The sequence below is a fragment of the Nonomuraea sp. NPDC050547 genome (genome assembly GCF_044457345.1).
In the GTDB taxonomy this organism is placed as follows: Bacteria; Actinomycetota; Actinomycetes; order Streptosporangiales; family Streptosporangiaceae; genus Nonomuraea.
Window position 1 is genome coordinate 154,697 of the sequence record NZ_JBITGW010000020.1, and the last position, 23,697, is coordinate 178,393.

Sequence of the window (23,697 nt, forward strand, 5' to 3'; positions counted from 1 at the left end):
CAACCCCGACTTTCCGCCGGGTCGAGGCCGCGACGCTGGGATTTCTCCCCTGCGTGATCGGGCGCCTACCGTCAGGCCCAAGACGATACCCGCGAACGGGGACGGCTAACGCTCCGTCACACCGAGGGTCGAACCCATGCCGACAACCGGTGTAGCAGTGACTGGGATACCCCTGGGCAAGGACTCGCTAAACCTGAATTTTGATAACAATTGAAGGACGCGCCGCGCCCGGGGCCTCAGGCGGTGCCCAGCAGCGTCGACAGGTCGGCGACCAGCCACCGGCCCGCTGTCCTGATCATGACGAACCTGGCGCGGTTCTGGGTGATCTGTTGCTGGGGCTCGGCCTCGCCCGGCAGCTCCTTGACCGTACCCGTGTTGACGAACAGGAGAACCTCTACCCGGTCGGGTTCCGCGCGCTCGACGGCCGCCCCGGCGACCGCGGTCGTCTGGACGGTCTTCTGGGCCTTGGCGGTCGGCACGAGGGTGGTGGCCAGCTCCTTGTAATGGATGGTCAGCTGGCCCGTGGTGTGCTCGCCGGCCCGCGCCAGGTCCTGCTCGATCGTGCGGTGGTTGTACGACAGCAGGTCCGGCGCCACGGCCTTGGCGGCGGCCATGGCCTCGACGCCCGCGGACCGCCCGTCGCGCAGGTGCCGCAGATCCGTCCACATCACCCACAGGGCCACCGACAGCCCCAGGACGAGCGCCGCCAGCACCCCGATCGCCACGGCCTTCACAGCACCTGCACCGCCTTCGACACCAGCCAGACCCCGCCGACCTTGGTCACATCCATCGACCAGCGGTAGAAGCGCTCCTGAGGGGCGTTCTTGGAGCCCTCCCAGCGGATCTCGACGTCCGCCACCACCAGGACCTTGGCGACGCCGCCCGTCATGGACTCCAGCCCGCGGGCGCGCAGCACGCCGTGCTGGACGACCTTGTTGGTGATCGTGGTCTCCTTGAGCCGGGCGGCGTTGGCGGTGTACTCGGCCCGCGCGGCCCCGGTCGAGGTCGCCAGGATGCGCCCGAGGTCGGCGTCGACGGTCTTGTAGTTGAGCGAGAGCAGGTTGACCGCGTGGGTGCCCGCCGCGTCGAGCGCGGCGGCCCGGTCGTCGTCCGTGGCCTGCTCGCCGCGGAGCTCGCCGCTGACCCACAGCGCGAACCCGCCGAGCACCACCGCCAGCACCCCGAGCACGATGATCGTCAGCCAAGCGGCGGACCGAGAGGCGGTGCCTGTCATGTCCGCTCCTTCCTGATCGCCGGATCATTACCCGCGAGCCACTCTTCCAGACCGGGGATCGACGGCGGTACGCCCGGCGGCGGCACATCCGCGCCCCCGCGCACACCGGTCGGCGAGCCTTCCGGCTCGGTGCAGGTCGCGCGCGGGTCGACCGCCTTCACCCGGGTGTCCTGGGGATGGCGGCGGCGCACGTCCTCGTAGCCGCGCGTGCACGGCGGCGGCACGTTGAGGTTGAGGTTGAGCCCGAAGTGCAGCCCGTCGCGGCCGACCACGGTGAAGGCCCCGGCCACGCCCGCCGGGTAGCCGATGAGCAGCTGGCGCAGCGCCGCCACCCGGGCCGAGACGGTGCGCCCGCCGACGATGAGGTTGCCCAGCAGCGGCCGCAGGTGCGGTTCGAGCCCGTCCACGAGCTTCTCCGCCGAGCGCGCCGCGGGCGTTGTGGCGTCGATCGTGCGCTCCAGGTCCGCGGAACCCTCGCGCAGCGAACCGGTCAGCGAGGCGAGGTCGCGCGCGAACGCCTTCAGGTGGCCGCCCTCGGCCCGCTGCGTGCGCAGCACCGTCTCCCCCCGCTCGATCAGCGTGACCGTCTCGGGCAGGACCTCCACGGCCGCCGCCGTCAGCTCCTCGCCCGCTGTCAGCAGCCGCCGCAGGTGCGCGGCGTTGCCGCCGAAGGCCTGTTCCATCTCGGTCACGACGGTCTCGGCGTCGCGCGGGTCCACCGACGTCAGCAGCCGCTCGGCGTCGCCGAGCAACTGGGCGGTGGTGATCGGCAGCGCGGTGCGCCCTCTGGCGATCGTGTCGCCTTCCTTCAGGTACGGCCGCGCCGTACCTGAAGGCTGGAGGTCGAGATACTGCTCGCCCACACCCGAGCGGTTGGCGACGACGGCGAGCAGCCCCGTGGCGGGCACCGGCGGCTCGCGCCGCAGGCGGAGCACGGCGCGCACCCCGTCGGCGGTGAGGGAGAGCGACTCGACGCGGCCGACCCGCACGCCGCGGTAGGTGACCTCGGCGTGTTCGAACAGGCCGCCGGCCTCGGCCAGCTCGACGCCGACCCGGTAGGCGGGCTCGAACAGGTCGGCGCCGACCCGCGCGTAGCGGACCAGCGTGTACGCGGTGGCGGCGAGGCTGATGGCGAGGAAGGCGGCCAGCTTGATCCGCAGGCTCATCGCGGACTCCCGCCGATGAGGTTGTCCAGGGTGGTGGAAGGGGTGAGGTCCACGGTGACGTCGACGTTGCCGTAGTCGCCGCGCAGCAGGCCGGTGGCCGAGCCGGGGAAGGGGAAGGTGAGCGCGGTGCCCAGGTTGGCGGCGATCTCGCGGCGGGCGCGGTCGAGCTCGGCCAGCAGCGCGCGCAGGTGGGCGAGGTTGGCGAGGGTGTCGTCCTGGGAGCGGGTGACGACGCGGGTGGCGGTGCGGCCGAGGCGGGCCAGGGCGGTGAGCATGCGGGTGAGGTCGGCGCGCTGGCGGCGCAGCTGCTTGACCGCGGGGCCGATGTCGGTGGCGACGGCGCGCAGGGTCTGGCGCTGGGCGGCCAGGGTGGCGGTGAGCCGGTCGAGGTTGCCGATGAGGCGGACGATGTCGCCCTTGGAGCCGTCGAGCGCGGCGGCGAACGCGTCCAGGCGGCGCAGCAGGTTCCTGACGGTGCCGGTGCGGCCGTCGAGCACGGCGCCGAGTTCGGTGTTGATGGTGGCCAGTTGTTCCAGGCCGCCGCCGTTGACCAGCAGCGAGGCGGCGGCGAGCACCTGCTCGACCTCGGCGGTCCGGGTGGTGCGGCTCAGCGGGATGCGTCCGCCCAGACGGCCGGTGCCGGAGGGGACCAGCTTGACGAACTTCTCGCCGAGCAGGCTCGTCTGGGAGATGGCGGCGCCGGTCCCGGCGGGCAGCGCGGCGTCGGCTCTGACCGTGCAGGTGACCTCGGCCCGCCAGCCGGCGGCCAGTTCGATCGCGGTGACCTTGCCGACGGTGACGTCGTTGAGTTTGCACAGCGAGTGCGGGACGAGGTCGAGGGCATCGGCGAACTCGATCGTCACCGCGCGCGGGTTCGGCCCGAGGTCGGCTCCGCCGGGCAGCGGGAGCGACTGGACGCCCTCGAAACCGCAGCCGGCGGCCAGCAGCAGGGCCGTGATCGCGACGGGTGTCTTCACGGAGCCAGCCCTCCGAGGGTGCGGTCGGGCATCTGGACGGAAGCGGGCAGCGGCACGAGGTTCTGGACGATCGCGTCGAACCAGCGGCCGTTGCCGACCGCGTCGGTGAACTGCCGGGTGAAGGGCGCCAGCAGCCGCAGGGAGCGGTCGAGGCTCTCCTCGTTGCGCCGCAGCAGTCCGGCGAACTCCCGCAACTGCCGCAGAGCGGGCTTGAGCGTGGTCCGGTTGTCGGCGATCAGGCCGTCGATCTCCGCGGTCAGCTCCAGGGTGTTCGTCAACAGGCTGTGGATGACGGCGCGGCGGGCGGAGATCTCGCGCAGCAGGAGGTCTCCGTCCTTGATCAGGGCGCGGAGCTCCTGGTTGCGGCCGGCCACGAGGTCGGTGACCGTTTCGGCGTGCCGTACCAGATCGTGGAGTTTGTCGTCGCGGGAGGCGACGGTCCGCGAGAGGCGGCCGAGGCCGCGCACGGAGGCGCGGATCTCCTCCGAGGAGCCGTCGAGGGTCTGGGCGAGCGTGTCGAGCGCGCTCTTGAGCGCGCCCGCGTCGATGCGGGCGGCGCTGCCGGCGAGGTCGCCGAGGGCGGGCATGATCTCGTACGGCACGCTGGTCCGCTCGACCGGGATGGCGCGGTCGAGGCGGCCGGGGCCGTGGGGTTCGAGCTGGACGTGATGGGAGCCGAGCAGCGTCGCCAGCCGGATGTGCGCGCGGGTCCACGAGCCCAGCGGCACCTCCCGCTCCAGGCGCAGGCCGACGCGGACGTGCGCGCCCTCCAGTTCGACCTCGCTCACCTCGCCGACCTTCACCCCGGCCACGACGACGTCCTCGCCCGGCCGCAGCCCCGCCGACTCGGCGAAGGCGGCCGTGTACACGGTGCCGGTCTTCAGCTGGGGTACGGCCAGCACACCGGCCACCAGCGCCGCGGCGGCGGCCAGGCCGGCGATGCCGAGCGGGAGTGGGTCGCGGTGGCGGAAGGGGGTCAGCGGCATCGGCGGCTCTCGTTGACGATCTTCGGCGTGGTGGTCGCGCCCGCCCGGACCTCCAGGGAGCAGAGGTAGAAGTTGAACCACGAACCGTAGGAGACGGCCCGGGTGAGCTGGTTGAGCCGGATCGGCACGTCCTTGATGGTCTTGTCGATCAGCGCGCGCTCCTCGTTGAGCGCGGCGAGGAAGCCGTCGGCGTGGCGGATTCCGGCCTTGAGGTCGGGCCTGGCGCGCTCGGTGAAGCCCGCGGTGACGCCGGCGAGCCGATCGAGTGCGGTGAGGGAGTCGCCGATGGCCTTGCGGTCCTCGGCCAGGCCGCTGACCAGCGACCGCAGGTCGGCGACGAGCTCGCTGTAGGCGTCCTCGCGGCCGGCGATCTCGGCGAGCACCGCGGTGAGGTTGTCGATCACCCGGCCGATGACGGCGTCGCGGTCGGCGAGCGTGCCGGTGAGCGAGGCGACATGGCCGAGGAGGCTGTCGACGGTGCCGCCCTCCCCCTGGAGCACCTGGACGATCTGCCAGCTCAGCTTGTTGACGTCTTCCGGGCGGATGGCCTTGAGCAGCGGGCGGAAGCCGTTGAAGAGCGCGGTGACGTCGAGCGCCGGGCGGGTGTCGGTGATCAGCTCGCCGGGCCGCAGCGCGCCGGGTCCGCCGCGGCCGGTGGACAGCGCGAGGTAGCGGTCGCCCACCAGGTTTCGCCAGCGGATCGCGGCGATGACGCCGCGGGGCAGCCGGGTGCGTTCGAGGACGGTGAAGGAGACCTCGGCGCGCGTCCCGGTCAGCGCGATCTCCTGCACGCGGCCCACGCGTACGCCCGCCGCCCGCACATCGTCGCCCAGCCGCAACCCGGTGGCGTCGGTGAACACCGCGCGGTAGACGCTCGCCGCGGCGAACTGCGTGCCGGAGATCGTGATCGCCAGCATGGCCACGCACAGGGTCGTGGCCAGTCCGAACAGCCCGAGCTTGATCGCCGCCTTGAGCGTGGTCATCGCAACATCAGCCCCGCCAGGTCCTCGGTGCCGTCGGCGAACCGCACCCCCGGGAAGGGCACCCTCGGCCGGGGCAGGCCGTAGCAGCGCGGGCCCCTGGTGTCGCGGTAGGCGGGCGCGTCGGCCCCTTCCCTGTACGGCGGCGCCGGCCTGACCAGCTCCAGCACCGCCTTCACCCGCCCGTCGCCGAACGCCTCGTCCAGCAGCGGCCGGAGGCGGTCAAGCCCCTGGAACACGCACGGCACGGTCGGCGCGTAGCGGGCGGCGAGGTCGAGGGCGGGCCGGGACACATGCTGGAGCCCCACCAGGCCGGTCTCGTTGACCGTCAGCAAGGTGTCGGCCTTGCCCGCGCTCCTGGTGACCGCGCGGGCGAGCCGGTCGATCTCGGCCTCTCGGCCGGTGAGCGTTCTGCTCAGCGCGGCGGAGCCGGCCAGGGTGCGCAGGAGGTCGGGGGCGGCCTGGCCGTACAGGTCGGTGACGTCGGCGAGGGCGGAGAGGTCGCGGCGGATCGCCGGGAGGTGGGGGGTGAGCCGGGTGAGGTAGTCCTCGGCCTTGTCCAGGGTGGCGCCGGTCCTGGCGCCCCTGCCCTCCAGGGCGGTGGCGAGCGCGGTCAGGGTGGTGGCCAGCCGTTCCGGGTGGATGCTCCGCAGCAGCGGCAGCAGCCGGTCGAGCACCTGCGCCACCTCGACGGCGGCGGCCGGGGCGATCAGGCGGTCGCCGTCGCGCAGCTCGGAGGTCGGGGTCGCGGGCGGGACGAGGTCCACGTACTTCTCGCCGAAGACGGTCTTCGGCAGGAGCCTGGCCGTGGCGGCGCGGTCGACGGGGTGGTCGAGGGCGAGGGTGAGCTCCGCGCCTCCGGTGGTGGCCTTCAGGGCGGTGACCTCGCCGACGATGACGCCGCGTACCTTGACGTCGGCGCGCGGGCCGAGCTGGAGACCGGCTCTGGGGGCCGACAGGGTCACGACGGTCGCGCCGGAGAACACCTTGAAGTACGCGGCGGCGGTCACCGCTGTGAAGGCGGCGATCAGGGCCAGCAGGGCGGCGCCGTACTTCATCCGGCCAGCCGTACCGTGGTCGTGGTGCCCCAGATGGCCAGGCCGAGCAGGACGTTGGCCACGTTCACCGCGACCAGCACCGCGCGCACCGCCCGCCCGACCGCGACGCCGACGCCCGCGGGGCCGCCGGAGGCGTGGAAGCCGTAGTAGCAGTGCACGAGGATCACCAGCACGGCGAACAGCACCACCTTGCCCAGCGACCAGAGCACGTCGTAGGGCACGAGGAAGAGGTCGAAGTAGTGGTCGTAGGTGCCGGTCGACTGGCCGTAGAGGACGGTGGTGATCAGGCGGGTGGCGACGTAGGAGGCGAGCAGGCCGAGGACGTACAGAGGCAGCATGGCGGCGAACCCGGCGATCAGCCGGGTGCCCACCAGGAACGGCACCGAGGGGATCGCCATGACCTCCAGCGCGTCGATCTCGTCGCTGATCCGCATCGCGCCGAGCTGGGCGGTGAAGCCCGCCCCGACGGTGGCCGACAGGCCGATGGCGGCCACGATGGGGGCGATCTCGCGGGTGTTGATGTAGCTGGAGAGGAATCCGGCGAAGGCGGAGGTGCCGATCTGGTCGAGTGCGGTGTAGCCCTGCAGGCCGACCTCGGTGCCGGCGAAGAAGGTCATGAACGCGACGATCGCCATCGTGCCGCCGATGACGGCCAGGCCACCGGTGCCGAGGCTCACCTCCGACAGCAGCCGCAGGATCTCGGCGCGGTAGCGGAGCGCGCGCGGCAGCTGGAGGAAGGCCTTGGTGTAGAACTCGCCCTGCTTGTCGAGTGACATCACCACACCGCCGCGCTGATGAGGAAGTTCTCGGCGAACAGGACCATGGCCGCGAAGACCACCGTCTGGTTGACGGCGTCGCCGACGCCCTTGGGCCCGCCGGCCGCGGTCAGCCCCTTGAAGCAGGCGATCATCCCGGCCGTGGCGCCGAAGACGAGCGCCTTGACCTCGGAGATCCACAGGTCCGACAACTCCGCCAGGGCGTTGAACGACTGCAGGTACGAGCCGGGCGAGCCGCCTTGGGCGATCACGTTGAACAGGTAGCTGGCGATCAGGCCGACGGTGGTCACCAGGCCGTTGAGCAGGGGCGCGACGACCGCGCACGCGGCCACCCTGGGCACCACGAGGCGGTGGAGCGGGTCGATGCCGAGCACCTCCAGCGCGTCGATCTCCTCGCGGATCCTGCGCGCGCCCAGGTCGGCGCAGATGGCGCTGCCCGCCGCGCCCGAGATCATGAGCGCGGTCACGACCGGGCCGGCCTCGCGCACGATGCCGAGCACGGCGGTGGCGCCGGTGAACGACTGGGCGCCGAACTGGCGGATCAGGTTGCCCGCCTGGAGCGCGAGCACGGCGCCGAACGGGATGGACACCAGTGCCGTGGGCAGGGCGCTGACGCCGACGATGAACCAGGCCTGCTGCAGGAACTCCCGCCAGTGGAGGGGCCGCTTGGGCACGGCACGCAGGGTGTCGAGCGTAAGCGCCACGAACGCGCCGCTCGCCCTGATCACGTGTCGCTTCCTTTCGAGTGCGGAGAGTAGTTGTCCTGGGCCGCGAAAAAGGCCGGTCCGTCCATGCGCGGGGGCTACCTGACGCCGTTGAGATGGGCGCTGACCAGCCGAGGGTACTCCTCCAGCCAGTTGCGCCCGCGGTCGTCGATGAACGAGCCCTGCGGCGGGATCACCCCGTGGGCTGCCAGCCAGGAACCGGGCGGCTGCTGGCTGCGGCGCACCCGGTTGCCCGTGGGCATGAGCTGTGGCGGGATCGGCGGCAGCGCGCCGGGGTCGTGGCCCATCTGGGCCTCGGCCTCCAGCTCGGAGACGTCCTTCTCCTCCGACATGCCGATCGGGCCGTGGCGGCGCGCGTTGAGGAACTGGCGCACGACCGGCTCGTCGCTCGACAGCAGCATCTCGCGCGGGCCGAACATCACCAGCTCCCGGCGGAACAGCAGCCCGATGTCGTCAGGCACGGTACGGGCGGTGTTGATGTCGTGGGTGACGATGAGGAACGTGGCCTCGAAGTCGGTGTTGAGATCGACGAAGAGCTGGTTGAGGTACGCGGTGCGCACCGGGTCGAGCCCGGAGTCCGGCTCGTCGACGAGGATGATCTCCGGATCGAGCACCAGCGCCCTGGCCAGGCCCGCGCGCTTGCGCATGCCGCCGGAGATCTCACCGGGCAGCTTGGACTCCGCGCCGAGCAGGCCGACGAGCTCCATCTTCTCCATGACGATCTGGCGGATCTGGGTCTCGCTCTTCTTGGTGTGCTCGCGCAAGGGGAAGGCGATGTTGTCGAACAGGCTCAGCGAGCCGAACAACGCGCCGTCCTGGAAGAGCACCCCGAACAGCCGGCGCAGCTCGTAGAGCTTGTCCTCGCTGCAGTTGGCCAGGTCGTAGCCGTCGATCCAGATGTGGCCGCGGTCGGGACGCAGCAGGCCGACGAGCGTCTTGAGGAAGACGGACTTGCCGGTGCCGGACGGGCCGAGCAGCACCGAGATCTCGCCCGCGGGCAGCGTCAGCGAGACGTCCTGCCAGATGACCTGCCGACCGAACGATTTGGTCAGCCCCTCGACCACGACTTCGACGCCCACCGGTCACCTTCCGCGAGCATGGGGTAACGTGACGCACACTTTACTTTCAAGTTCCCATCACGTTAGCCGTGTTCCGTGGAATTGGAACAGATTCTAATAACTTGTTACTGGCCGGTTATCGGGGTCTGGTCAGGTCGAACCATCCACCGCGTGGCCGCGCCCCACCAGGCAGTACGCCGCCAGGCACGGCAGCAGCGGCAACGCCCCAAGAGCGGAGTGCCCTCACGGCCATCGCTCGACGGGGGCCCGCTGACTGCGGCGGGGCGGGTGGGGTGGCGGGAGCCGTAACGGAAGGGTGGGTTGGGCGGGAAAGCGAAAGAGGCGGCACACCCGGCACCTGGGTGTGGCCGCCTCTTTCGGAAGCGTGAACGTTACTTCACGGTGACGCTGGCGCCGGCGCCCTCGAGGGCAGCCTTGGCCTTCTCCGCCTGCTCCTTGTTGACCTTGCTCTCGAAGACCGACTTCGGAGCGCCGTCGACCAGGTCCTTGGCCTCCTTGAGGCCGAGGGAGGTCAGCGCGCGGATCTCCTTGATGACCTGGATCTTCTTGTCGCCGGCGGCCTCGAGGATGACGTCGAACTCGTCCTGCTCCTCAGCGGCGGCCTCGCCACCACCGGCGGCCGGGGCGGCAGCGGCGGCGACGGCGACCGGGGCGGCAGCCTTGACGTCGAACGTCTCCTCGAAGACCTTCACGAACTCGGAGAGCTCGAGAAGGGTCATCTCCTTGAACGCGCCGAGCAGCTCGTCGGTGCTGAGCTTCGCCATGTTTTCCTCCGTATGGGATGTGCTTTAAAGGTGGATCGGGACCGCGGTTAAGTGCGGCAACCCCCAGCTACTCGCCGGCCTCCGCGCGCTTGGCGCGCAGGGCTTCGGCCAGCTGAGCCATGTTGGTGGGCAGCGCGGCGAACATGGCGGCAGCAGCGGACTGCTTCGCCTTCATCGCGCCGGCCAGCTTCGCGAGGAGAACCTCGCGCGACTCCAGGTCGGCGAGCTTGGTGATCTCCGTGGCGTCCAGCGTCTTGCCGTCGAGGACACCGCCCTTGATCACCAGGAGGGGATTGGCCTTGGCGAAGTCACGCAGACCCTTGGCAGCCTCGACGACGTCGCCGCTGACGAAGGCGATCGCGGTCGGGCCGCTGAGCAGGCCGTCGAGGCCCGTCAGACCGGCCTCGTTGGCAGCGATCTTGGTGAGGGTGTTCTTCGCCACGGCGAACTTCGCATTCCCACCGAGTGCAACGCGCAGCTCCTTGAGCTGAGCGACGGTGAGACCGCGGTACTCGGTCAGAACGGCTGCGCTGCTTCCTACGAACTCGTTCTTGAGCTCGGCGACCGCGCTCGCCTTATCCGGCCTCGCCATGGGCCTCCTTCCAGGATGTTCCGCCGGAGAAGGCCCAGAAATGAGAACAGCCCCGGGCGCAGGGCGCACGGGGCTTCACACACACTCATCGTGTGGGGAAACTCGTATCACACCTGCGCGGGCCGTCCGCAAGAAGCGGATCCTTCGGTCACCAGGACTGGCCAAGGTGACAACCGGCGGTCTTCGGCAACGACCAGACTACGGGCTGGTCGCCGAGTTTCCAAATCGATGTTCTCTTGTGGGTTGTCGCTACGAGTTCGACGGGGTCGGCTGCGGGACGTTCGACGGCATCTCGCCGACCTGGTCCGCGGGCGGAGTCTGGATGTTGACGGGCTCGTTGAAGCCCTTGAAGAACAGGGTGGCGTCGAGCTTGCCGCCCTGCTTCTCCCCGTTGAGCTGGAGCTTCGCCGGAAGGCCCTGGCCGTCGACCCAGATGTCGAACTTGACGTCCTTCAGCTCGGCCATGTTCTCCTTGGCCCGCTGCTGCTCGTCGGCCGGCAGCAGCTGCACCGCCGCCTCGACCGGGAACGTACCGCTGAAGTGGGTCGTGTCGACGCCGTTCACACTCTCGGTGCCGACCTGCTTGACATCCTTCGAGGCGGTGACCATCTTCGTGACCGCCGCCAGGTCGAACTGCTGGACCTGCGCCAGATACTGCTGCACCTCACCGCGGCTGTCGGCCTCGCTGAGCGAAACCTTGATCCACGGCTTGGTGGCTCCGACGAGCTTGTTGAGGGCGTCGACCTTGACGTAGACGACGTCGCCCTGCAGGACCGCCCTGGCCCCGCCCGGCAGCTCGCGATCGCCGAATCCCGCCGTGTCCACGGTGAGATCGATCGCCAGCGTCGGCTTGCCCTGGTAGAGCATCCGGCCCTGGAGCTTCCCGTTCTGCCCGTTGGGGTCCGTCGCGTTGACCACCGCGTCAACGGTGTAGCTGGAAACCTGCTCGGTCTTCTGCGCAGCCTGCGTGAGCACCTCCGAGGCGGCCAGGTTGACCTGGATGGGCTGCGCCGTCGATCCACAACCTGCTACCCCGGCCACCACCATCGCGGCAGCAGCCGCGGCGGCAGCGAGAGAAAACCTACGCTTCACCATGCCTCCGACCCTATGTGGCTAATCACCGATCTGGCGGCTTCCCCGCACAAACCCAGGGAAACCTCGGGGGAATCCCCTAGATCTGCACAACACCTCCACATCTGCTGCGGTCAGATGGGCGGCGCCAGCTCGAAGTAGCGATCCAGCAGCTTGGGATCACCGGAGACGGCCAGCCGGTCGGCGGGGATCCGCTGCCACAGGAACAGCATCAGCTGCGAGGCCGTACCCGCGACCTCAAGGTCGGGAGAACCCTCATCAAGCAGCTCATCCCCCTCGAAGCGCACCGTCCACGCCCCTTCGTCGCACACGAACCGGAAGGTCTCCCCCGCCCCCGGCGGGGCCTTCTTCAACGCCCGCCGAGCCGGAACCATGACCTCGAACGTCTGCGTCACGGCGTCCGCGGCCATCTCGGCGTCCATGTCCCCCGGCTCGCCGACGGCGTTCTCCGCGTCCCACCGATGGATGGCCGCCTCGATCGTCTGCATCCGCGACCAGAACCCGGCCGTCTGATCCGCCGACCACGTCCACACCCGCTCGTCCGGGCCGGTCCCGGCGAACACGTCCTCCAGTACGGCGGCGCCCTCCGCGAACCAGTCGACCAAGCCGACCGGCAACACCCCGAGGCTCGGCGTCCGCCCCGACAGCGGCCACCCCTCGGTGTCGGCGGGCAGCAGGTGCGCCAGCCCGCTGGGATCCGGCGGCTGCGCGAGCCGTTCCTCGATGACCGCCGTCACCACCCGGTGCACGCCCGACAGGTGCATCACCAGGTCGGACATCGTCCACCCCGCACAGGACGGAACCGGCGGCGCCTCCCGCCCCGCCACCCGCCGGCACGCGGCCTCGAACGCCTGGACCTCGCGATGAAAATGAGCGACGTAGTCCATGCCCTCCACTCTGGCACGCGTGTCCACGCTCCTGGGCCACTCCTATCCGCCGAAGGTCCGTCGGTACGCGGCCGGGGTGGTGCCGAGGCGGGCGTGGAAGTGGCGCCGCAGGTTCACCGCCGACGACAGCCCGACGCGGGCGGCGATCGTCTCGACGGGCAAGGGGGTCCGCTCCAGCAGTTCGCGGGCGGCGTCCACCCGCTGGGCGAGCAGCCACTGACCAGGACTGACCCCCAGATCGGCGGCGAAACGGCGCGCGAACGTCCGCGGCGACAGTCGGGCCCGCCGGGCCAGATCCCCGACCGTGAGGGGCTGGTCGAGCCGCCCCGCCGCCCAGTCGAGCACCGCACCCAGCGACCCGTCACGTTCGCGCACCGGCGCCGGCCGCACGAACTGCGCCTGCCCGCCCTCCCTGCGCGGCGGCATCACCATGTGCTGGGCGATCTCCGTGGCGTAGGCGGCGCCATGGTCGTTCCTGACGATGTGCAGGCAAAGGTCAAGCCCCGCGGCGGTCCCCGCCGACGTCGCCACATCGCCGTGATCGACATAGAGGACGTCGGGATCCACCGTCACATCCGGATACCGCAGCGCCAGTTCCTCCGTCCGCCGCCAATGCGTGGTGGCCCGCCGCCCGGTCAGCAGCCCGGCCTCCGCCACCAGGAACGCCGCCGAACAAATGGACACGATCCGCGCCCCACGGCGATGCGCCCGCCGTACCGCGTCAACGATCTCCCCGGGAACGTCGTCCGCCTGCCAGCCCGGGATCACCACGGTGTCCGCGCTCTCCAGCGCCTCCAGCCCGTCGCCCACCCCGATCGTGTAGCCGCCGAGCGTGGGCACCTGGCCGGGTTCGAGGGCGCAGATGCCGAAGTCGTAGCGAGCGGCCATCCCCGGCCGCCGCAGCCCGAACACCTCCGTGACACACGCCAGCTCGAACGGCGCCTGCGGAGGATGTACCAGCGCGACCACTCTGATCATGGCAGCAATATACCCAGAGATGACATTCCAGCCACTTTCTCCTCGGTACGCCACCCGCCACGATGGGCCCATGCCAGAAATCCCGAAGCTCACCCACGTGGCCATCGACACCGTGGAGACCAGCGACATCGCCCCCGGCATCGTCCGCCGCGGCCTGCCCGGCGGCGCCCTGGCCGCCCGCGCCTTCGACTTCGCCCCCGGCACCACCTGGCCGGAACCCGACCACCACGCCACCGACGAACTCATCTACGTGGCCGAGGGCGAACTCCTCGACAACGGCCACACCTTCCCCGCCGGATCCTTCCTCCACTACCACCCCGGCTCCGTACACCAGCCCGGCACCCGAACCGGCACCCGCATCCTCGTCTTCAGCCTCCCCCACACCACCCCCACAGACTGACCCACCCAAGCGACCATCTCCCCGCGACTGTCATCGTGCGCCTGGTACGGCGCCACGCCGAGCAAAGGGTCAAGGACGGCGCCTGCCCGGCGTCGGCCCCGGCTTCGTCGCCGGCCTGGTCCTGCATACCGGCGCCGACACCTTCTCCTTCGGAGACCGGATGCCGGCCGTACCCGTGAGCGCGTTGTGGCAGACGGGGATCGGCTCTTAGAAGAGGGCCTGGCCCACCGTCGGCCTCGCGCAGACGGAGGTGTTCTCGAAGCAGGCTTCCGCCGGACGCGTGCCGTCGACCATCTTCGTCCACGCGACATGGTGGACCATGTTCTCCAGCAGCGGTGAGCCGTTGTTGTTCCTGACATAGATCCTGCGGTCCAGCGGCGCACCGATCACGGTGGCCCACTTCGCCCTGCAGGAAGGGCTGTAGTACCCCTGCAGCAGGCGGTCGCGGAACCACACCTCCGCGATCGGCCTGGCGTCCTTGTCGCACCCGGTGGTGAGCGGGTCCTTGTTGAAGCATCCTGCCCCTGTGCACGCGGGCGCCGCGGCGGCCGCCATCGCCGGGTGCGACCCGGACAGCAGGGCCGCGACGACGAGACCGGTAGCGATGTTCATGACGCGCATGACTCCCCCAGACACGAGATGATCACTCAGTGTTGCCGCTCAGGAGCATAGAGCAATAGTGATCTTGTCCGAAGGACTCGGGCCGTGACACCTCCTCACGACCGCCGCGGAGTGCCTCGAACAGCCGTCAACGACCCGATTCCCGCATACAACCGGCCTGCGCGGGTTCTTCCGGGGCCACCAGGCCGCATGGCACTCCCCCTCCGAACTCACGCTCTACGACTCTCGGCTGGGCAAGCGAGCACCGCCCATGCGCGAGGCGCCCGCACGAAAGCACGAAGGCCCGAGCCTGTAAGGCCCGAGCCGGCAAAGCAGAAGGCCCCGCCGTACAACGGCAGGGCCTTGAGCGGATGCAGCCAGTACGGCTAGCCGTCCAGCTCCGCGGTGAGCCCGCGGGTGGCGTTGGGGTCGACCGGGACGCCGGGGCCCATGGTGGTGGAGAAGGTGACCTTCTTCACGTAACGGCCCTTGGCGGCCGACGGCTTGAGACGGAGCACCTCGTCCAGCGCGGCGGCGTAGTTCTCGATGAGCTGGCGCTCGGGGAACGACGTCTTGCCGATGATGAAGTGCAGGTTCGCCTGCCGGTCGGTGCGGAACTCGATCTTGCCGCCCTTGATCTCCGTCACGGCCTTGGCGACGTCGGGCGTCACGGTGCCGGTCTTCGGGTTGGGCATGAGGCCACGGGGACCGAGCACGCGGCCCAGGCGGCCGACCTTGCCCATCAGGTCGGGGGTGGCCACGACGGCGTCGAACTCGTTGAGGCGGTTGCCCTTGGAGATCTCGTCGATGAGCTCGTCGGCGCCGACGATGTCGGCTCCGGCCTCGCGGGCTGCCTCGGCACGGTCACCGGTCGCGAAGACCAGGACCCGGGCGGTCTTACCGGTGCCGTGCGGGAGGTTGACCGTGCCGCGCACGATCTGGTCGGCCTTGCGAGGGTCGACGCCCAGTCGGAGCGCGACCTCGACGGTCGCGTCGAACTTGGTGGTGGTGGTCTCCTTGGCCAGCTTGGCGGCTTCGGCCGGAGAGTAGAGCTTGTCGCGGTCGACCTTGGCCGCCGCGTCCTTGTGCGCCTTGCTGCGCTGCATGGCTATCTCCTGTGGTGGAGTCTGTGGTGCGGGCCAGCGCGGCCCTTCCACGGTGGTCGGAAGGTTAGTCGGCGACGGTGATGCCCATCGACCGGGCGGTGCCGGCGATGATCTTCTCCGCTGCTTCGACGTCGTTGGCGTTGAGGTCCGGCATCTTGGTCTCGGCGATGCTGCGGAGCTGCTCGCGGCTGAGCTTGCCGACCTTCTCCTTGTGCGGGACCGCGCTGCCCTTGTCGAGGCCCAGGGCCTTCTTGATCAGCTCAGGCGCCGGGGGCGTCTTCGTGATGAAGGTGAAGCTACGGTCTTCGAAGATGGTGATCTCAACGGGGATGATGTTGCCCCGCTGAGCCTCCGTCGCAGCGTTGTACTGCTTGACGAAGTCCATGATGTTGACGCCGTGGGGACCGAGGGCGGTACCGACGGGCGGGGCCGGGGTGGCCTGACCAGCGGGGAGCTGGACCTTGACCAAGGCCGCGATCTTCTTCTTCGGAGGCATTTTTCCTACTCCGGGTCCTGATAGGTGATGTGTTCGGCCGGGTACCTGGCCGAACATGTCGGAAGGCCGCCCTTCGCGAGAGACGGCCAGCCGAACGACTCAGTGTATGTCAGATCTTGGAGACCTGGTTAAACGACAGCTCGACCGGGGTCTCGCGGCCGAAGATGGAGACCAGCACCTTGAGCTTCTGCGACTCGGGGCTGATCTCGCTCACCGAGGCGGGCAGAGTGGCGAACGGACCGTCCATGACGGTGACCGACTCGCCGATCTCGAACTCGACCGTGGGGCCGGCGGACGCCTTGGTCTTGGTCTGCTTGGCCTCTTCGCTCGGCTCCGGGGCCAGCAGCTTGGCGACCTCGTCGAGGCTGAGCGGGGAGGGCTTGTTGGACAGGCCGACGAAGCCGGTCACACCGGGCGTGTTACGCACGGCGGCCCAGGACTCGTCGGTCAGCTCCATGCGCACCAGGACGTAGCCGGGCAGCACGCGCTCCTTGACCGGGACCTTCTTGCCGCTCTTGAACTCCTGGACGGTGTGCGTGGGCACCTCGACCTGGAAGATGTAGTCCTCCATGTTGAGCGACACGTTGCGGCTCTCGATGTTGGACTTCACCCGGTTCTCGTAGCCGGCGTAGGAGTGGATGACGTACCACTCGCCGAGCTGACCACGCAGCGACTGCTTGAACTCCTCGACCGGGTCGACCTCCGGGACGTCCTCGTCCTCGTCGTCTTCCCCGGCCTCGTCGTCTTCGCCGGCCTCCACCTCATCGACGGCGGCGGGAACCTCATCGTCGTCGTCCTCGGCCTCATCGACCTCATCGGCGGCAGGAGCCTCGGCGACGACATCGTCGTCGGCGGGCTCGGCAGCCTCGTCAGCGGCCTCTTCCGGCTCGGCGTCCCACTCTTCGCGGGGCTCGTCGGCCGGGAATGAAGACTCGGACACGGTGACATTTCCTCTTTCGTCGAATCGCGTGGCGAAGGGTTATTCCCCGCCGAAGACGCGGATGACACCCCAGCCCAGGGCGGCGTCGAGGCCGTAAACGATCCCAACCATGATCAGAACGAATACCAGAACGACCGTGGTGTAGGTGATGAGATCCTTGCGTGTCGGCCAGATGACCTTACGCAGCTCGTTGACCACCTGCCGGTAGAAAAGGGCAGGAGATGTGCGGGTCTTCTTCTCGCCACTAGGCTTGCCTGCGGTCTCGCCGCGCGTGTCGATCGCCACAGTCCTCACCTGATCCGTCGTATCCAACGCAGATTGCGGCGCGCTTTCACGCCAAGCTGCGCGGACCGCACTCGCAGGGCACGAGGGACTCGAACCCCCAACCGCCGGTTTTGGAGACCGGTGCGCTACCAATTGCGCTAGTGCCCTATGTCGCCAACCAGACTACCCCGGTCGGCTCACTGCCCGGACCGAACCGCGGCTCGACATGCGGCGGCAGGACCAGGCGAGAGTCTACGGGTCAATACCCCGCCACGTCGAACCGAATCTGATCGCCCAGGTCACAGCGCCCATGAAACAGCATCGTGGGAGCATGGAGCCATGTCCACCCGACCCCGCATCTCCACACGAATCTCCGCGATCTCCGAGTCCGCCACCCTCGCCGTCGACGCCAAGGCCAAGGCGATGAAGGCCGCGGGCCGCCCGGTCATCGGCTTCGGCGCCGGCGAGCCGGATTTCTCCACGCCCGGCTACATCGTCGAGGCGGCCGTCGAGGCCGCGCGCGACCCCAAGAACCACAAGTACACCCCGGCCGGCGGCCTGCCCGAGCTGAAGCAGGCCATCGCAGAGAAGACGGCTCGCGACTCGGGCTTCCAGGTCGAGGCCGCGCAGGTCCTGGTCACCAACGGCGGCAAGCAGGCCGTCTACGAGGCGTTCGCGACCCTGCTGGACCCGGGTGACGAGGTCCTGGTCGTCGCCCCCTACTGGACCACCTACCCCGAGGCGATCAAGCTGGCCGGGGGCGTCCAGGTCGACGTGGTCACCGACGAGTCCACGGGCTACCTGGCCTCGGTGGAGCAACTGGAGGCCGCGCGCACCGAGCGTACGAAGGTGCTGCTGTTCGTCTCGCCGTCCAACCCGACCGGCGCGGTCTACAGCCGCGCGGAGGTCGAGGCCATCGGCCGCTGGGCGACCGAGCACGGCCTGTGGGTCGTCACCGACGAGATCTACGAGCATCTGGTGTACGGCGGCGCCGAGTTCACCAGCATCGCCCACTACGTCCCGGCCGACCACGTCGTCATCCTCAACGGCGTGGCCAAGACCTACGCGATGACCGGCTGGCGGGTGGGCTGGATGATCGGCCCGAAGGACGTCGTCAAGGCCGCCACCAACCTCCAGTCGCACGCCACCTCGAACGTCTCCAACGTGGCCCAGGTCGCCGCGCTGGCCGCGGTCAAGGGCGACCTGTCGGCCGTGTCCGTGATGCGCGAGGCGTTCGACCGCCGCCGCCAGACGATGGTGCGCATGCTCAACGACATCCCGGGCGTGTTCTGCCCGGAGCCGACGGGCGCCTTCTACGTGTACCCGTCGGTCAAGGAGGTGCTCGGCAAGGAGATCCGCGGCCGTCGCCCCCAGACCTCGGCGGAGCTGGCGGAGCTGATCCTGGAGGAGGCCGAGGTCGCGGTGGTCCCGGGCGAGGCCTTCGGCACCCCCGGCTACTTCCGCCTGTCCTACGCGCTGGGCGACCAGGACCTCGCCGAGGGCGTGGGCCGCATCGCCAAGCTGCTGTCGGAAGCCCGCTAGCCAGGGCGGTCCGTACCAGTGGTCGTGCCGCTACCCGGCGCCGATCGTGGACGCGACCGTGGCGATCTGGTCGGCCAGGTCGGGCGTCGCCGCGATGTACACGGCGAGGCCCGGCCGGTCGAGCCACAGGAAGTGCCGGACGCTGCCCCGGGTGTTCCAGCGCAACGCCGGCCGTCCTTCGTGCGTGCTCAGCCGCGAGTCGCGGATCAGCGTGACGAACCGCTGGGCCGAGTGCACCCCGCACACCACCCCGATCCACAGGGTGTCGTCCCCGCTGCCGAAGGCGACGCTCTGCGCCTCGTACCGGCTGGACAGGCCGGGGATGCGGGGGGTCGTGTCGCCGCGCTTGAGCCCGGCGGGCACGGTGTAGGTGATCCGCTGCTCGCCGCACCCCAGCACCGTCGCCCGCGCGGGCTCCGGGCTGGGGCTGGGAACGGCCCGGCTCTCCGGTACGGCGGTGCCGCACCCGCCCAGAGCGAACACGAGCGCCACCACTGCCAACCGCCGCATCGTCCGCCTTCCGGAAAAGGTCCCTAGTCTCCCACCGGAGCCTTCACCGAGGCCGCGATGGCGAGCAGCTCCTTGGCCAGCGGCTCGCTGACGCGGATCCACGCGCCGGTGCCGACGCGTTCCAGCCAGACGATCATCTTGCCGCCTTCCGGATGGGCGCCGACCACGGCGGGCTTGCCACGCACGGTGGTCTCGCGGGCGCGTTCAAGGTCGGCCCGCTTGCGGTAGGTCTCCCAGTCAGCAGCGACAGTACCGTGTTCGACCTGCGCCTCGACCGTGCGTTCGCCGGTTCCGAAGCGGGCCCAGCCGCCGTCGGCGCCCTTTTCCTGGGCGATCACCCCACCGCCGGTCCGTTCCAGGCCCGCGGGGAGATAGGTGAGCCAGAAGTTGTCGGAGACGACGGCGATCATGGTGGGCTTGATCATCGCGGGGGCGGGAGGCGGCGGCGCGGGCCGGGGTTGTTGTCCGAAATCTGCGGAGAACACCAGGGAGAGCGCCACCACCGACGACACCAGGGCCAGGACCGAGAACGCGGCACGCCACCATTGCCCCGAATGCATACCTGGTAGATCCCCAGTTTCGGGCGGGCTTTACTCGGAGATCGGATGAATTCCTTCCGCGACTTTGAGCATCTCGTCCTTGATCTGGTCCCGGTCGAGCTTCATGGCGCGGAACGGGCTCATCATGACCTCGACGGCCAGGCCGTCACGGAGCTTCCAGCCGATGGTATGGGTGACCATGTTCGGATCGGCCTCGTCTTCCTTCTTGACCACCCGGATGTCTTCCGCCAGCGCCACCAGGTAGCCCTTCTTCCCCTTGATCTCGACCGTTTCCGCGCCCTCGCCGGGGAACTCCGCCAGCCGCTTGTCGACGGACGACGCCGCCTTACCCTCGTAGACGATGATCTGGATGGAGTAGGCGCCGTCCTTGTTGGGCTCGTCGAAGGAGGTCGTGTAGGAGGTCTCCCCGAAGCCGTTCTTGCCCGACCAGTTGCCCCAGGACAGACCCTCGGGGACGTATCCCACCCGGATCCCACCGAACTCCCGCCCGTCGCCCAGGTCGCCGAGGTCCTGCAGGGCGGAGGTCAGCGTCACCCTGGTGCCGGGCTCGACCTCCTCGCCCGCGGCGGGCTTCTGCCCGTTGACGAACTGGGGGATCTCGGCGATGTCGTCGACCTGGAGCCCGGCGGCTCTCAGCGTCTTCACCGCCTGATCCAGCTTGAGGCCGTTCACGTCGGGCACCGTCACCTTGTTCGTGACCACGACCGAGGCGGTCTCGTTGCCCCGGACCGGCTGGGGTTCGTTGGAGGTGAGGACCGCGGGCACCGTCACCGCCACCGCCGCGGTGACCAGGGCGGCTCCCGCCGTACGGAATCTGATGGTGTGGCGGCGGCGGGCGCGGCGCACGGAGCGCCCCAGCGTCGGCGGCGCGTGGACGTCGGCGACATGCCTGGCCATCGCCTCCCTGAGCTCTTCCTCGACGTTCATCGAAACACTCCTTCCTTGACGCTCTCGCGCATCTTGGCCAGTCCTCTGGCCGCCTGGCTCTTCACGGTGCCGAGCGAGCAGCCCAGCAGCGCCGCGGTCGCGCTCTCCGACTGGTCCTCCCAGTAGCGGAGGACCAGGACGGCCCGCATCCTGGGCGGCAGCCTGCGCAGTTCCTCGATGAGGCTGTCGCGCAGGTCCACGTCGGGCGAGCCGGCCGCGGTCTCGGGCGGCCGGGCGAAGGTGATCTCCTGCAGCACCCGGCGGCGCCTGGCCTTGTTGATGGCCGCGTTCACGACGACCTTGCGCGCGTACGCCTCGGGGTTGTCGCGGCGGATCCTCGACCAGTGCTTGTAGACCTTCTCCAGTGCGCCCTGGACCAGGTCTTCGGCGTCGTGCGCCGACGCGCCGCAGACCAGTACCGCGGTCCGCAGCAGCGAGGTGCTTCTGGCGGCGACGAACTCGTCGAAGGCCGCCTCGTCTTCATCCGTCATCAGCGGGGTCCCCTTTCGCCTTCCACAACACGCGAACCCGCCGGGAAGTTGAGTGGAAGAATAAGGAGATGCACCGCCCGCTCCACACGCTTCCCAAGGCCCATCTGCACCTGCACTTCACCGGCTCGATGCGCCACTCGACACTGATCGAGCTGGCCAGGTCACAGGGCCTGCACCTGCCGGACGCGCTGGAGGAGGACTGGCCGCCGCGGCTGCGCGCGACCGACGAGCGGGGCTGGTTCCGCTTCCAGCGGCTCTACGACATCGCCAGGTCCGTGCTGTCCACGCCCGAGCACGTCTACCGGCTGCTGCGCGAGGCCGCGGAGGACGAGGCCGCCGAGGGTTCGCGCTGGCTGGAGATCCAGGTCGACCCGTCGGGCTTCCAGCAGCGCTTCGGCGGGCTGACCGCGACGCTGGAACTGATGCTCGACGCGGCCGCGCGCGCCGCCGCGCATGCCGGGATCGGCGTCGCGGTGATCGTCGCGGCCAACAGGACCCGCCATCCGCTCGACGCGAACACGCTGGCCAGGCTCGCCGTGCAGTACGTCGGCCGCGGCGTCGTCGGCTTCGGCCTGTCCAACGACGAGCGGCGCGGCGAGGCCAGGGAGTTCGAGCGCGCCTTCCGCATCGCCAAGCGCGCGGGCCTGCTGTCCCTGCCCCACGGTGGCGAACTGCTCGGCCCCCGCAGCATCGAGCAGTGTGTCTACGACCTCCACGCCGACCGGGTCGGCCACGGCGTGCGCGCGGCGGAGTCGGAGCGGCTCATGGAGCGGCTGGCCGACCGCCAGATCTGCTGCGAGGTCTGCCCGACCTCCAACGTCGGCCTCGGGGTGGCGGAGCGGGCGGCCGACGTGCCGGTGCGGCGGTTGTTCGAGGCGGGGGTGCCGATCGCGCTGGGCGCCGACGACCCGCTGCTGTTCGGCGCGCGCCTGCTGCGCCAGTACGAGCTTCTTCGCGAGGTGTACGGCTTCCGCGACGCCGAGATCGCCGAGGTGGCCAGGCAGTCGATCAGGTCGTCGGCCGCCCCGGAGTCGGTGGGCAAGGAGATGCTCAAGGGCGTCGACGACTGGCTGGCGGCGCCGTCAGCGGAGTGAGTTCGCGATCTCCGCGGCCCGGTCCTTGTCCTTGACGCCTTCGAGGCGGAAGCCGACGCCGCCGCGCTCCCACAACAGGGTCTCCTCGGCCAGCCGCAGCGGGAGCGGGGTGTTGTCGCCGCGCTTGAGGTAGCTGAGCCGGTGGGTGCCGGTGATCCACCACGCCTCGCCGTAGCGGAGCGGGACGTTGTCGGGCCAGGGCTCGCCCATCTCCTTGAGGAAGACCGGGCTGAAGCCGCCGTCGAACTGGTCCAGCCTGACGCCGTCCCAGAACATCGACACCACGCGGCCCTTGTCGCTGATCCTGACCTCGTCGGGCTCGCCCAGGACGCTGGGCCGGTTGACCGGAAATTTCACCAGACCGGAGAGCTGATCCGGGGTGACCGTGCGCTCGCCGGGCAGCGGCGTCGGCGACACCGCCACCGGCGGGGCGTCGGTGATGCGCAGCTCGATGCCGGCCAGCCGCAGGATGTGCGCGACCGCCGCCCTGCCCTGCGGTGTACCCGCCGTGATCGCCACCACGACCGCCACCACGACCGCCGTGATCACCCACCGCCGCCGCCTGCCGGGCCGCCGCGACCCGTCCTCCCGCCCACGCGGCCGCCGGAAGAGCCCACCGGACCGCCGGGCCCCGTGCTCGCCGGGCGCGGGTGAAGCCGCTCCGGCGTCATCCTCGGGCGCGATGACGTCACCGCCCGGCGCGTTCTCCTCGGGGGCGTCGGTGTTCTCGCCGTCGGCGAGGTTCGCGCCGTCGCCGGCCTCCAACCGAGCGCGTACGGCTGCCGCCACGTCGGCGGGAGGCGGCGCGGGCACGTCGACGGCGTCGCCGAGCGCGAGAAGTTCGGCTTCCAGATCGCCGAACGGCTCATGCGAGGTCACGGCCCACCTCCTCCCTCAGCCTGGCCAGCCCGCGGTGCGTACTGGACTTGACGGTGCCCAGCGGCCAGTCGAGCACCTGGGCGGTCTCCGCTTCCGACAGCTGTAAGAAGTACCGGCAGACCACGGCCTGACGTTCCCGATCAGGCAACCGTCGTACCGCTTCCAGGAGCCTGGCCCTGCGGTCGGCGGCGACGGCCGTACCCTCTGGGTCGTCGGGAGCGGCGGCGTCGGCGCTCATGCTCGCCCGCAACGTCAGCTCGGTGCGGCGGCCGCGCGAGCGGGTGAGGTTGTGCGTCTCGTTGGCGACGATCCGCAGCAGCCACGGCCGGAAGGGCGCGTCGCGGCGGAAGGAGGCCAGGTGCCGGTAGGCCTTGACGAACGCCTCCTGCACGACGTCCTCGGCCTCGTCGCCGGCGCCCAGCATGGCCGCGGTGCGGTGCGCGAGCGCGCTGTAGCGGGCGACGAGCGCCTCGTAGGCGGACAGGTCGCCGGACAGCGCGCGGGTGATCGCCTCGTCGTCGTCCATGGACGAGACAGATTCCACCGCATGGCGGCCCCGCAGCGGAAGAGGTGAGCCTCATCGTTAAGCGGGCA

At 70.1% G+C, this 23,697-nt stretch carries 29 protein-coding genes and 1 tRNA gene; 3 read left to right on the forward strand and 27 right to left on the reverse strand.

Features of this window, described 5'->3' with window-relative positions; translation table 11 throughout:
- Positions 1-236: 236 nt before the first annotated feature.
- From ACIBHY_RS41570 to ACIBHY_RS41640, 15 genes are all read right to left on the reverse strand, one after another.
- On the reverse strand, positions 237-734 hold the full coding sequence (locus ACIBHY_RS41570) for a hypothetical protein (protein ID WP_397309597.1): 498 nt from the start codon (positions 732-734) through the stop codon (positions 237-239).
- Complete coding sequence (locus ACIBHY_RS41575) at positions 731-1,234, reverse strand: hypothetical protein (RefSeq protein ID WP_397258178.1); 504 nt, start codon at positions 1,232-1,234, stop codon at positions 731-733. Before ACIBHY_RS41575 ends, ACIBHY_RS41570 begins: the two co-directional genes overlap by 4 nt.
- Positions 1,231-2,400 (reverse strand): MCE family protein, encoded by a 1,170-nt coding sequence (locus ACIBHY_RS41580; RefSeq protein ID WP_397258179.1) that lies wholly within the window; start codon positions 2,398-2,400, stop codon positions 1,231-1,233. The genes ACIBHY_RS41575 and ACIBHY_RS41580 overlap by 4 nt, the downstream gene beginning before the upstream one ends.
- Positions 2,397-3,377, reverse strand: coding sequence for an MCE family protein (locus ACIBHY_RS41585; RefSeq protein WP_397309598.1), 981 nt, complete (start codon positions 3,375-3,377; stop codon positions 2,397-2,399). Before ACIBHY_RS41585 ends, ACIBHY_RS41580 begins: the two co-directional genes overlap by 4 nt.
- On the reverse strand, positions 3,374-4,363 hold the full coding sequence (locus ACIBHY_RS41590) for an MCE family protein (RefSeq protein ID WP_397309599.1): 990 nt from the start codon (positions 4,361-4,363) through the stop codon (positions 3,374-3,376). Before ACIBHY_RS41590 ends, ACIBHY_RS41585 begins: the two co-directional genes overlap by 4 nt.
- The gene (locus ACIBHY_RS41595; protein ID WP_397309600.1) at positions 4,354-5,346 is read right to left on the reverse strand and encodes an MlaD family protein; all 993 of its coding nucleotides are present in this window, start codon (positions 5,344-5,346) and stop codon (positions 4,354-4,356) included. The genes ACIBHY_RS41590 and ACIBHY_RS41595 overlap by 10 nt, the downstream gene beginning before the upstream one ends.
- Positions 5,343-6,401: an MCE family protein gene (locus ACIBHY_RS41600; RefSeq protein ID WP_397309601.1), complete on the reverse strand. Its 1,059-nt coding sequence runs from the start codon at positions 6,399-6,401 to the stop codon at positions 5,343-5,345. The genes ACIBHY_RS41595 and ACIBHY_RS41600 overlap by 4 nt, the downstream gene beginning before the upstream one ends.
- Positions 6,398-7,177 carry an ABC transporter permease gene (locus ACIBHY_RS41605; RefSeq protein ID WP_397309602.1) on the reverse strand — a complete coding sequence of 260 codons (780 nt, stop codon included), beginning with the start codon at positions 7,175-7,177 and terminating at the stop codon, positions 6,398-6,400. The genes ACIBHY_RS41600 and ACIBHY_RS41605 overlap by 4 nt, the downstream gene beginning before the upstream one ends.
- Positions 7,177-7,905 (reverse strand): MlaE family ABC transporter permease, encoded by a 729-nt coding sequence (locus tag ACIBHY_RS41610; RefSeq protein ID WP_397309603.1) that lies wholly within the window; start codon positions 7,903-7,905, stop codon positions 7,177-7,179. Before ACIBHY_RS41610 ends, ACIBHY_RS41605 begins: the two co-directional genes overlap by 1 nt.
- 74 nt (positions 7,906-7,979) lie before the next feature.
- A complete protein-coding gene (locus tag ACIBHY_RS41615; protein WP_397258191.1) occupies positions 7,980-8,981 on the reverse strand; it encodes an ABC transporter ATP-binding protein in 1,002 nt (333 codons plus the stop codon).
- Positions 8,982-9,352: 371 nt separating this feature from the next.
- On the reverse strand, positions 9,353-9,745 hold the full coding sequence (gene rplL / locus ACIBHY_RS41620) for a 50S ribosomal protein L7/L12 (protein WP_379614572.1): 393 nt from the start codon (positions 9,743-9,745) through the stop codon (positions 9,353-9,355).
- A 67-nt stretch (positions 9,746-9,812) separates the two neighbouring features.
- Positions 9,813-10,337, reverse strand: coding sequence for a 50S ribosomal protein L10 (rplJ, locus tag ACIBHY_RS41625; RefSeq protein WP_379614574.1), 525 nt, complete (start codon positions 10,335-10,337; stop codon positions 9,813-9,815).
- A gap of 249 nt (positions 10,338-10,586) precedes the next feature.
- Positions 10,587-11,432, reverse strand: coding sequence for a DUF1396 domain-containing protein (locus ACIBHY_RS41630; protein ID WP_397258193.1), 846 nt, complete (start codon positions 11,430-11,432; stop codon positions 10,587-10,589).
- Positions 11,433-11,542: 110 nt separating this feature from the next.
- Positions 11,543-12,316, reverse strand: coding sequence for a maleylpyruvate isomerase family mycothiol-dependent enzyme (locus tag ACIBHY_RS41635; protein ID WP_397309604.1), 774 nt, complete (start codon positions 12,314-12,316; stop codon positions 11,543-11,545).
- 42 nt (positions 12,317-12,358) lie between these two features.
- Positions 12,359-13,294: a helix-turn-helix domain-containing protein gene (locus tag ACIBHY_RS41640; RefSeq protein ID WP_397309605.1), complete on the reverse strand. Its 936-nt coding sequence runs from the start codon at positions 13,292-13,294 to the stop codon at positions 12,359-12,361.
- A 70-nt stretch (positions 13,295-13,364) separates the two neighbouring features.
- Between ACIBHY_RS41640 and ACIBHY_RS41645 the strand changes: the two genes are divergently transcribed.
- Positions 13,365-13,694 (forward strand): cupin domain-containing protein, encoded by a 330-nt coding sequence (locus tag ACIBHY_RS41645; protein ID WP_379630511.1) that lies wholly within the window; start codon positions 13,365-13,367, stop codon positions 13,692-13,694.
- 207 nt (positions 13,695-13,901) lie between these two features.
- Here ACIBHY_RS41645 and ACIBHY_RS41650 read toward each other — a convergent pair whose 3' ends face one another.
- The 6 genes from ACIBHY_RS41650 to ACIBHY_RS41675 all read right to left on the reverse strand — a co-directional run bounded on the left by ACIBHY_RS41650 (position 13,902) and on the right by ACIBHY_RS41675 (position 17,268).
- Entirely contained in the window at positions 13,902-14,306 is a 405-nt protein-coding gene (locus tag ACIBHY_RS41650; protein WP_397258198.1) for a DUF2690 domain-containing protein, read from the reverse strand.
- A gap of 374 nt (positions 14,307-14,680) precedes the next feature.
- Positions 14,681-15,400 carry a 50S ribosomal protein L1 gene (gene rplA / locus ACIBHY_RS41655; RefSeq protein ID WP_184958103.1) on the reverse strand — a complete coding sequence of 240 codons (720 nt, stop codon included), beginning with the start codon at positions 15,398-15,400 and terminating at the stop codon, positions 14,681-14,683.
- A 64-nt stretch (positions 15,401-15,464) separates the two neighbouring features.
- Complete coding sequence (gene rplK, locus ACIBHY_RS41660; protein ID WP_184958104.1) at positions 15,465-15,896, reverse strand: 50S ribosomal protein L11; 432 nt, start codon at positions 15,894-15,896, stop codon at positions 15,465-15,467.
- Positions 15,897-16,005: 109 nt separating this feature from the next.
- Positions 16,006-16,836, reverse strand: coding sequence for a transcription termination/antitermination protein NusG (gene nusG / locus ACIBHY_RS41665; RefSeq protein WP_397309606.1), 831 nt, complete (start codon positions 16,834-16,836; stop codon positions 16,006-16,008).
- Positions 16,837-16,875: 39 nt separating this feature from the next.
- Positions 16,876-17,121: a preprotein translocase subunit SecE gene (gene secE / locus ACIBHY_RS41670; RefSeq protein WP_397258202.1), complete on the reverse strand. Its 246-nt coding sequence runs from the start codon at positions 17,119-17,121 to the stop codon at positions 16,876-16,878.
- Between the two features lie 74 nt (positions 17,122-17,195).
- A tRNA-Trp gene (locus ACIBHY_RS41675) sits at positions 17,196-17,268 on the reverse strand.
- A 171-nt stretch (positions 17,269-17,439) separates the two neighbouring features.
- Here ACIBHY_RS41675 and ACIBHY_RS41680 point away from each other — a divergent pair.
- A complete protein-coding gene (locus ACIBHY_RS41680; protein ID WP_397309607.1) occupies positions 17,440-18,642 on the forward strand; it encodes a pyridoxal phosphate-dependent aminotransferase in 1,203 nt (400 codons plus the stop codon).
- A gap of 30 nt (positions 18,643-18,672) precedes the next feature.
- Here ACIBHY_RS41680 and ACIBHY_RS41685 read toward each other — a convergent pair whose 3' ends face one another.
- From ACIBHY_RS41685 to ACIBHY_RS41700, 4 genes are read right to left on the reverse strand one after another with little or no spacing between them, the layout of a single operon-like run.
- The gene (locus ACIBHY_RS41685) at positions 18,673-19,152 is read right to left on the reverse strand and encodes a hypothetical protein (protein ID WP_397309608.1); all 480 of its coding nucleotides are present in this window, start codon (positions 19,150-19,152) and stop codon (positions 18,673-18,675) included.
- A gap of 23 nt (positions 19,153-19,175) precedes the next feature.
- A complete protein-coding gene (locus tag ACIBHY_RS41690) occupies positions 19,176-19,712 on the reverse strand; it encodes a hypothetical protein (RefSeq protein WP_397309609.1) in 537 nt (178 codons plus the stop codon).
- A 30-nt stretch (positions 19,713-19,742) separates the two neighbouring features.
- On the reverse strand, positions 19,743-20,639 hold the full coding sequence (locus tag ACIBHY_RS41695; RefSeq protein ID WP_397309610.1) for a PASTA domain-containing protein: 897 nt from the start codon (positions 20,637-20,639) through the stop codon (positions 19,743-19,745).
- Positions 20,636-21,130, reverse strand: a complete 495-nt coding sequence (locus tag ACIBHY_RS41700) for a SigE family RNA polymerase sigma factor (protein ID WP_397258210.1) — start codon at positions 21,128-21,130, stop codon at positions 20,636-20,638. Before ACIBHY_RS41700 ends, ACIBHY_RS41695 begins: the two co-directional genes overlap by 4 nt.
- A gap of 68 nt (positions 21,131-21,198) precedes the next feature.
- On the opposite strand from ACIBHY_RS41700, the gene ACIBHY_RS41705 reads away from it, so the two are divergent.
- On the forward strand, positions 21,199-22,224 hold the full coding sequence (locus ACIBHY_RS41705; protein ID WP_397258212.1) for an adenosine deaminase: 1,026 nt from the start codon (positions 21,199-21,201) through the stop codon (positions 22,222-22,224).
- Here ACIBHY_RS41705 and ACIBHY_RS41710 read toward each other — a convergent pair.
- Both ACIBHY_RS41710 and ACIBHY_RS41715 read right to left on the reverse strand, forming a co-directional pair.
- Entirely contained in the window at positions 22,213-23,103 is an 891-nt protein-coding gene (locus ACIBHY_RS41710) for a hypothetical protein (protein ID WP_397309611.1), read from the reverse strand. The two genes, ACIBHY_RS41705 and ACIBHY_RS41710, sit on opposite strands and share 12 nt — an antisense overlap.
- Positions 23,090-23,629, reverse strand: a complete 540-nt coding sequence (locus tag ACIBHY_RS41715) for an RNA polymerase sigma factor (RefSeq protein WP_379614605.1) — start codon at positions 23,627-23,629, stop codon at positions 23,090-23,092. The genes ACIBHY_RS41710 and ACIBHY_RS41715 overlap by 14 nt, the downstream gene beginning before the upstream one ends.
- Between the last annotated feature and the right edge of the window lie 68 nt (positions 23,630-23,697).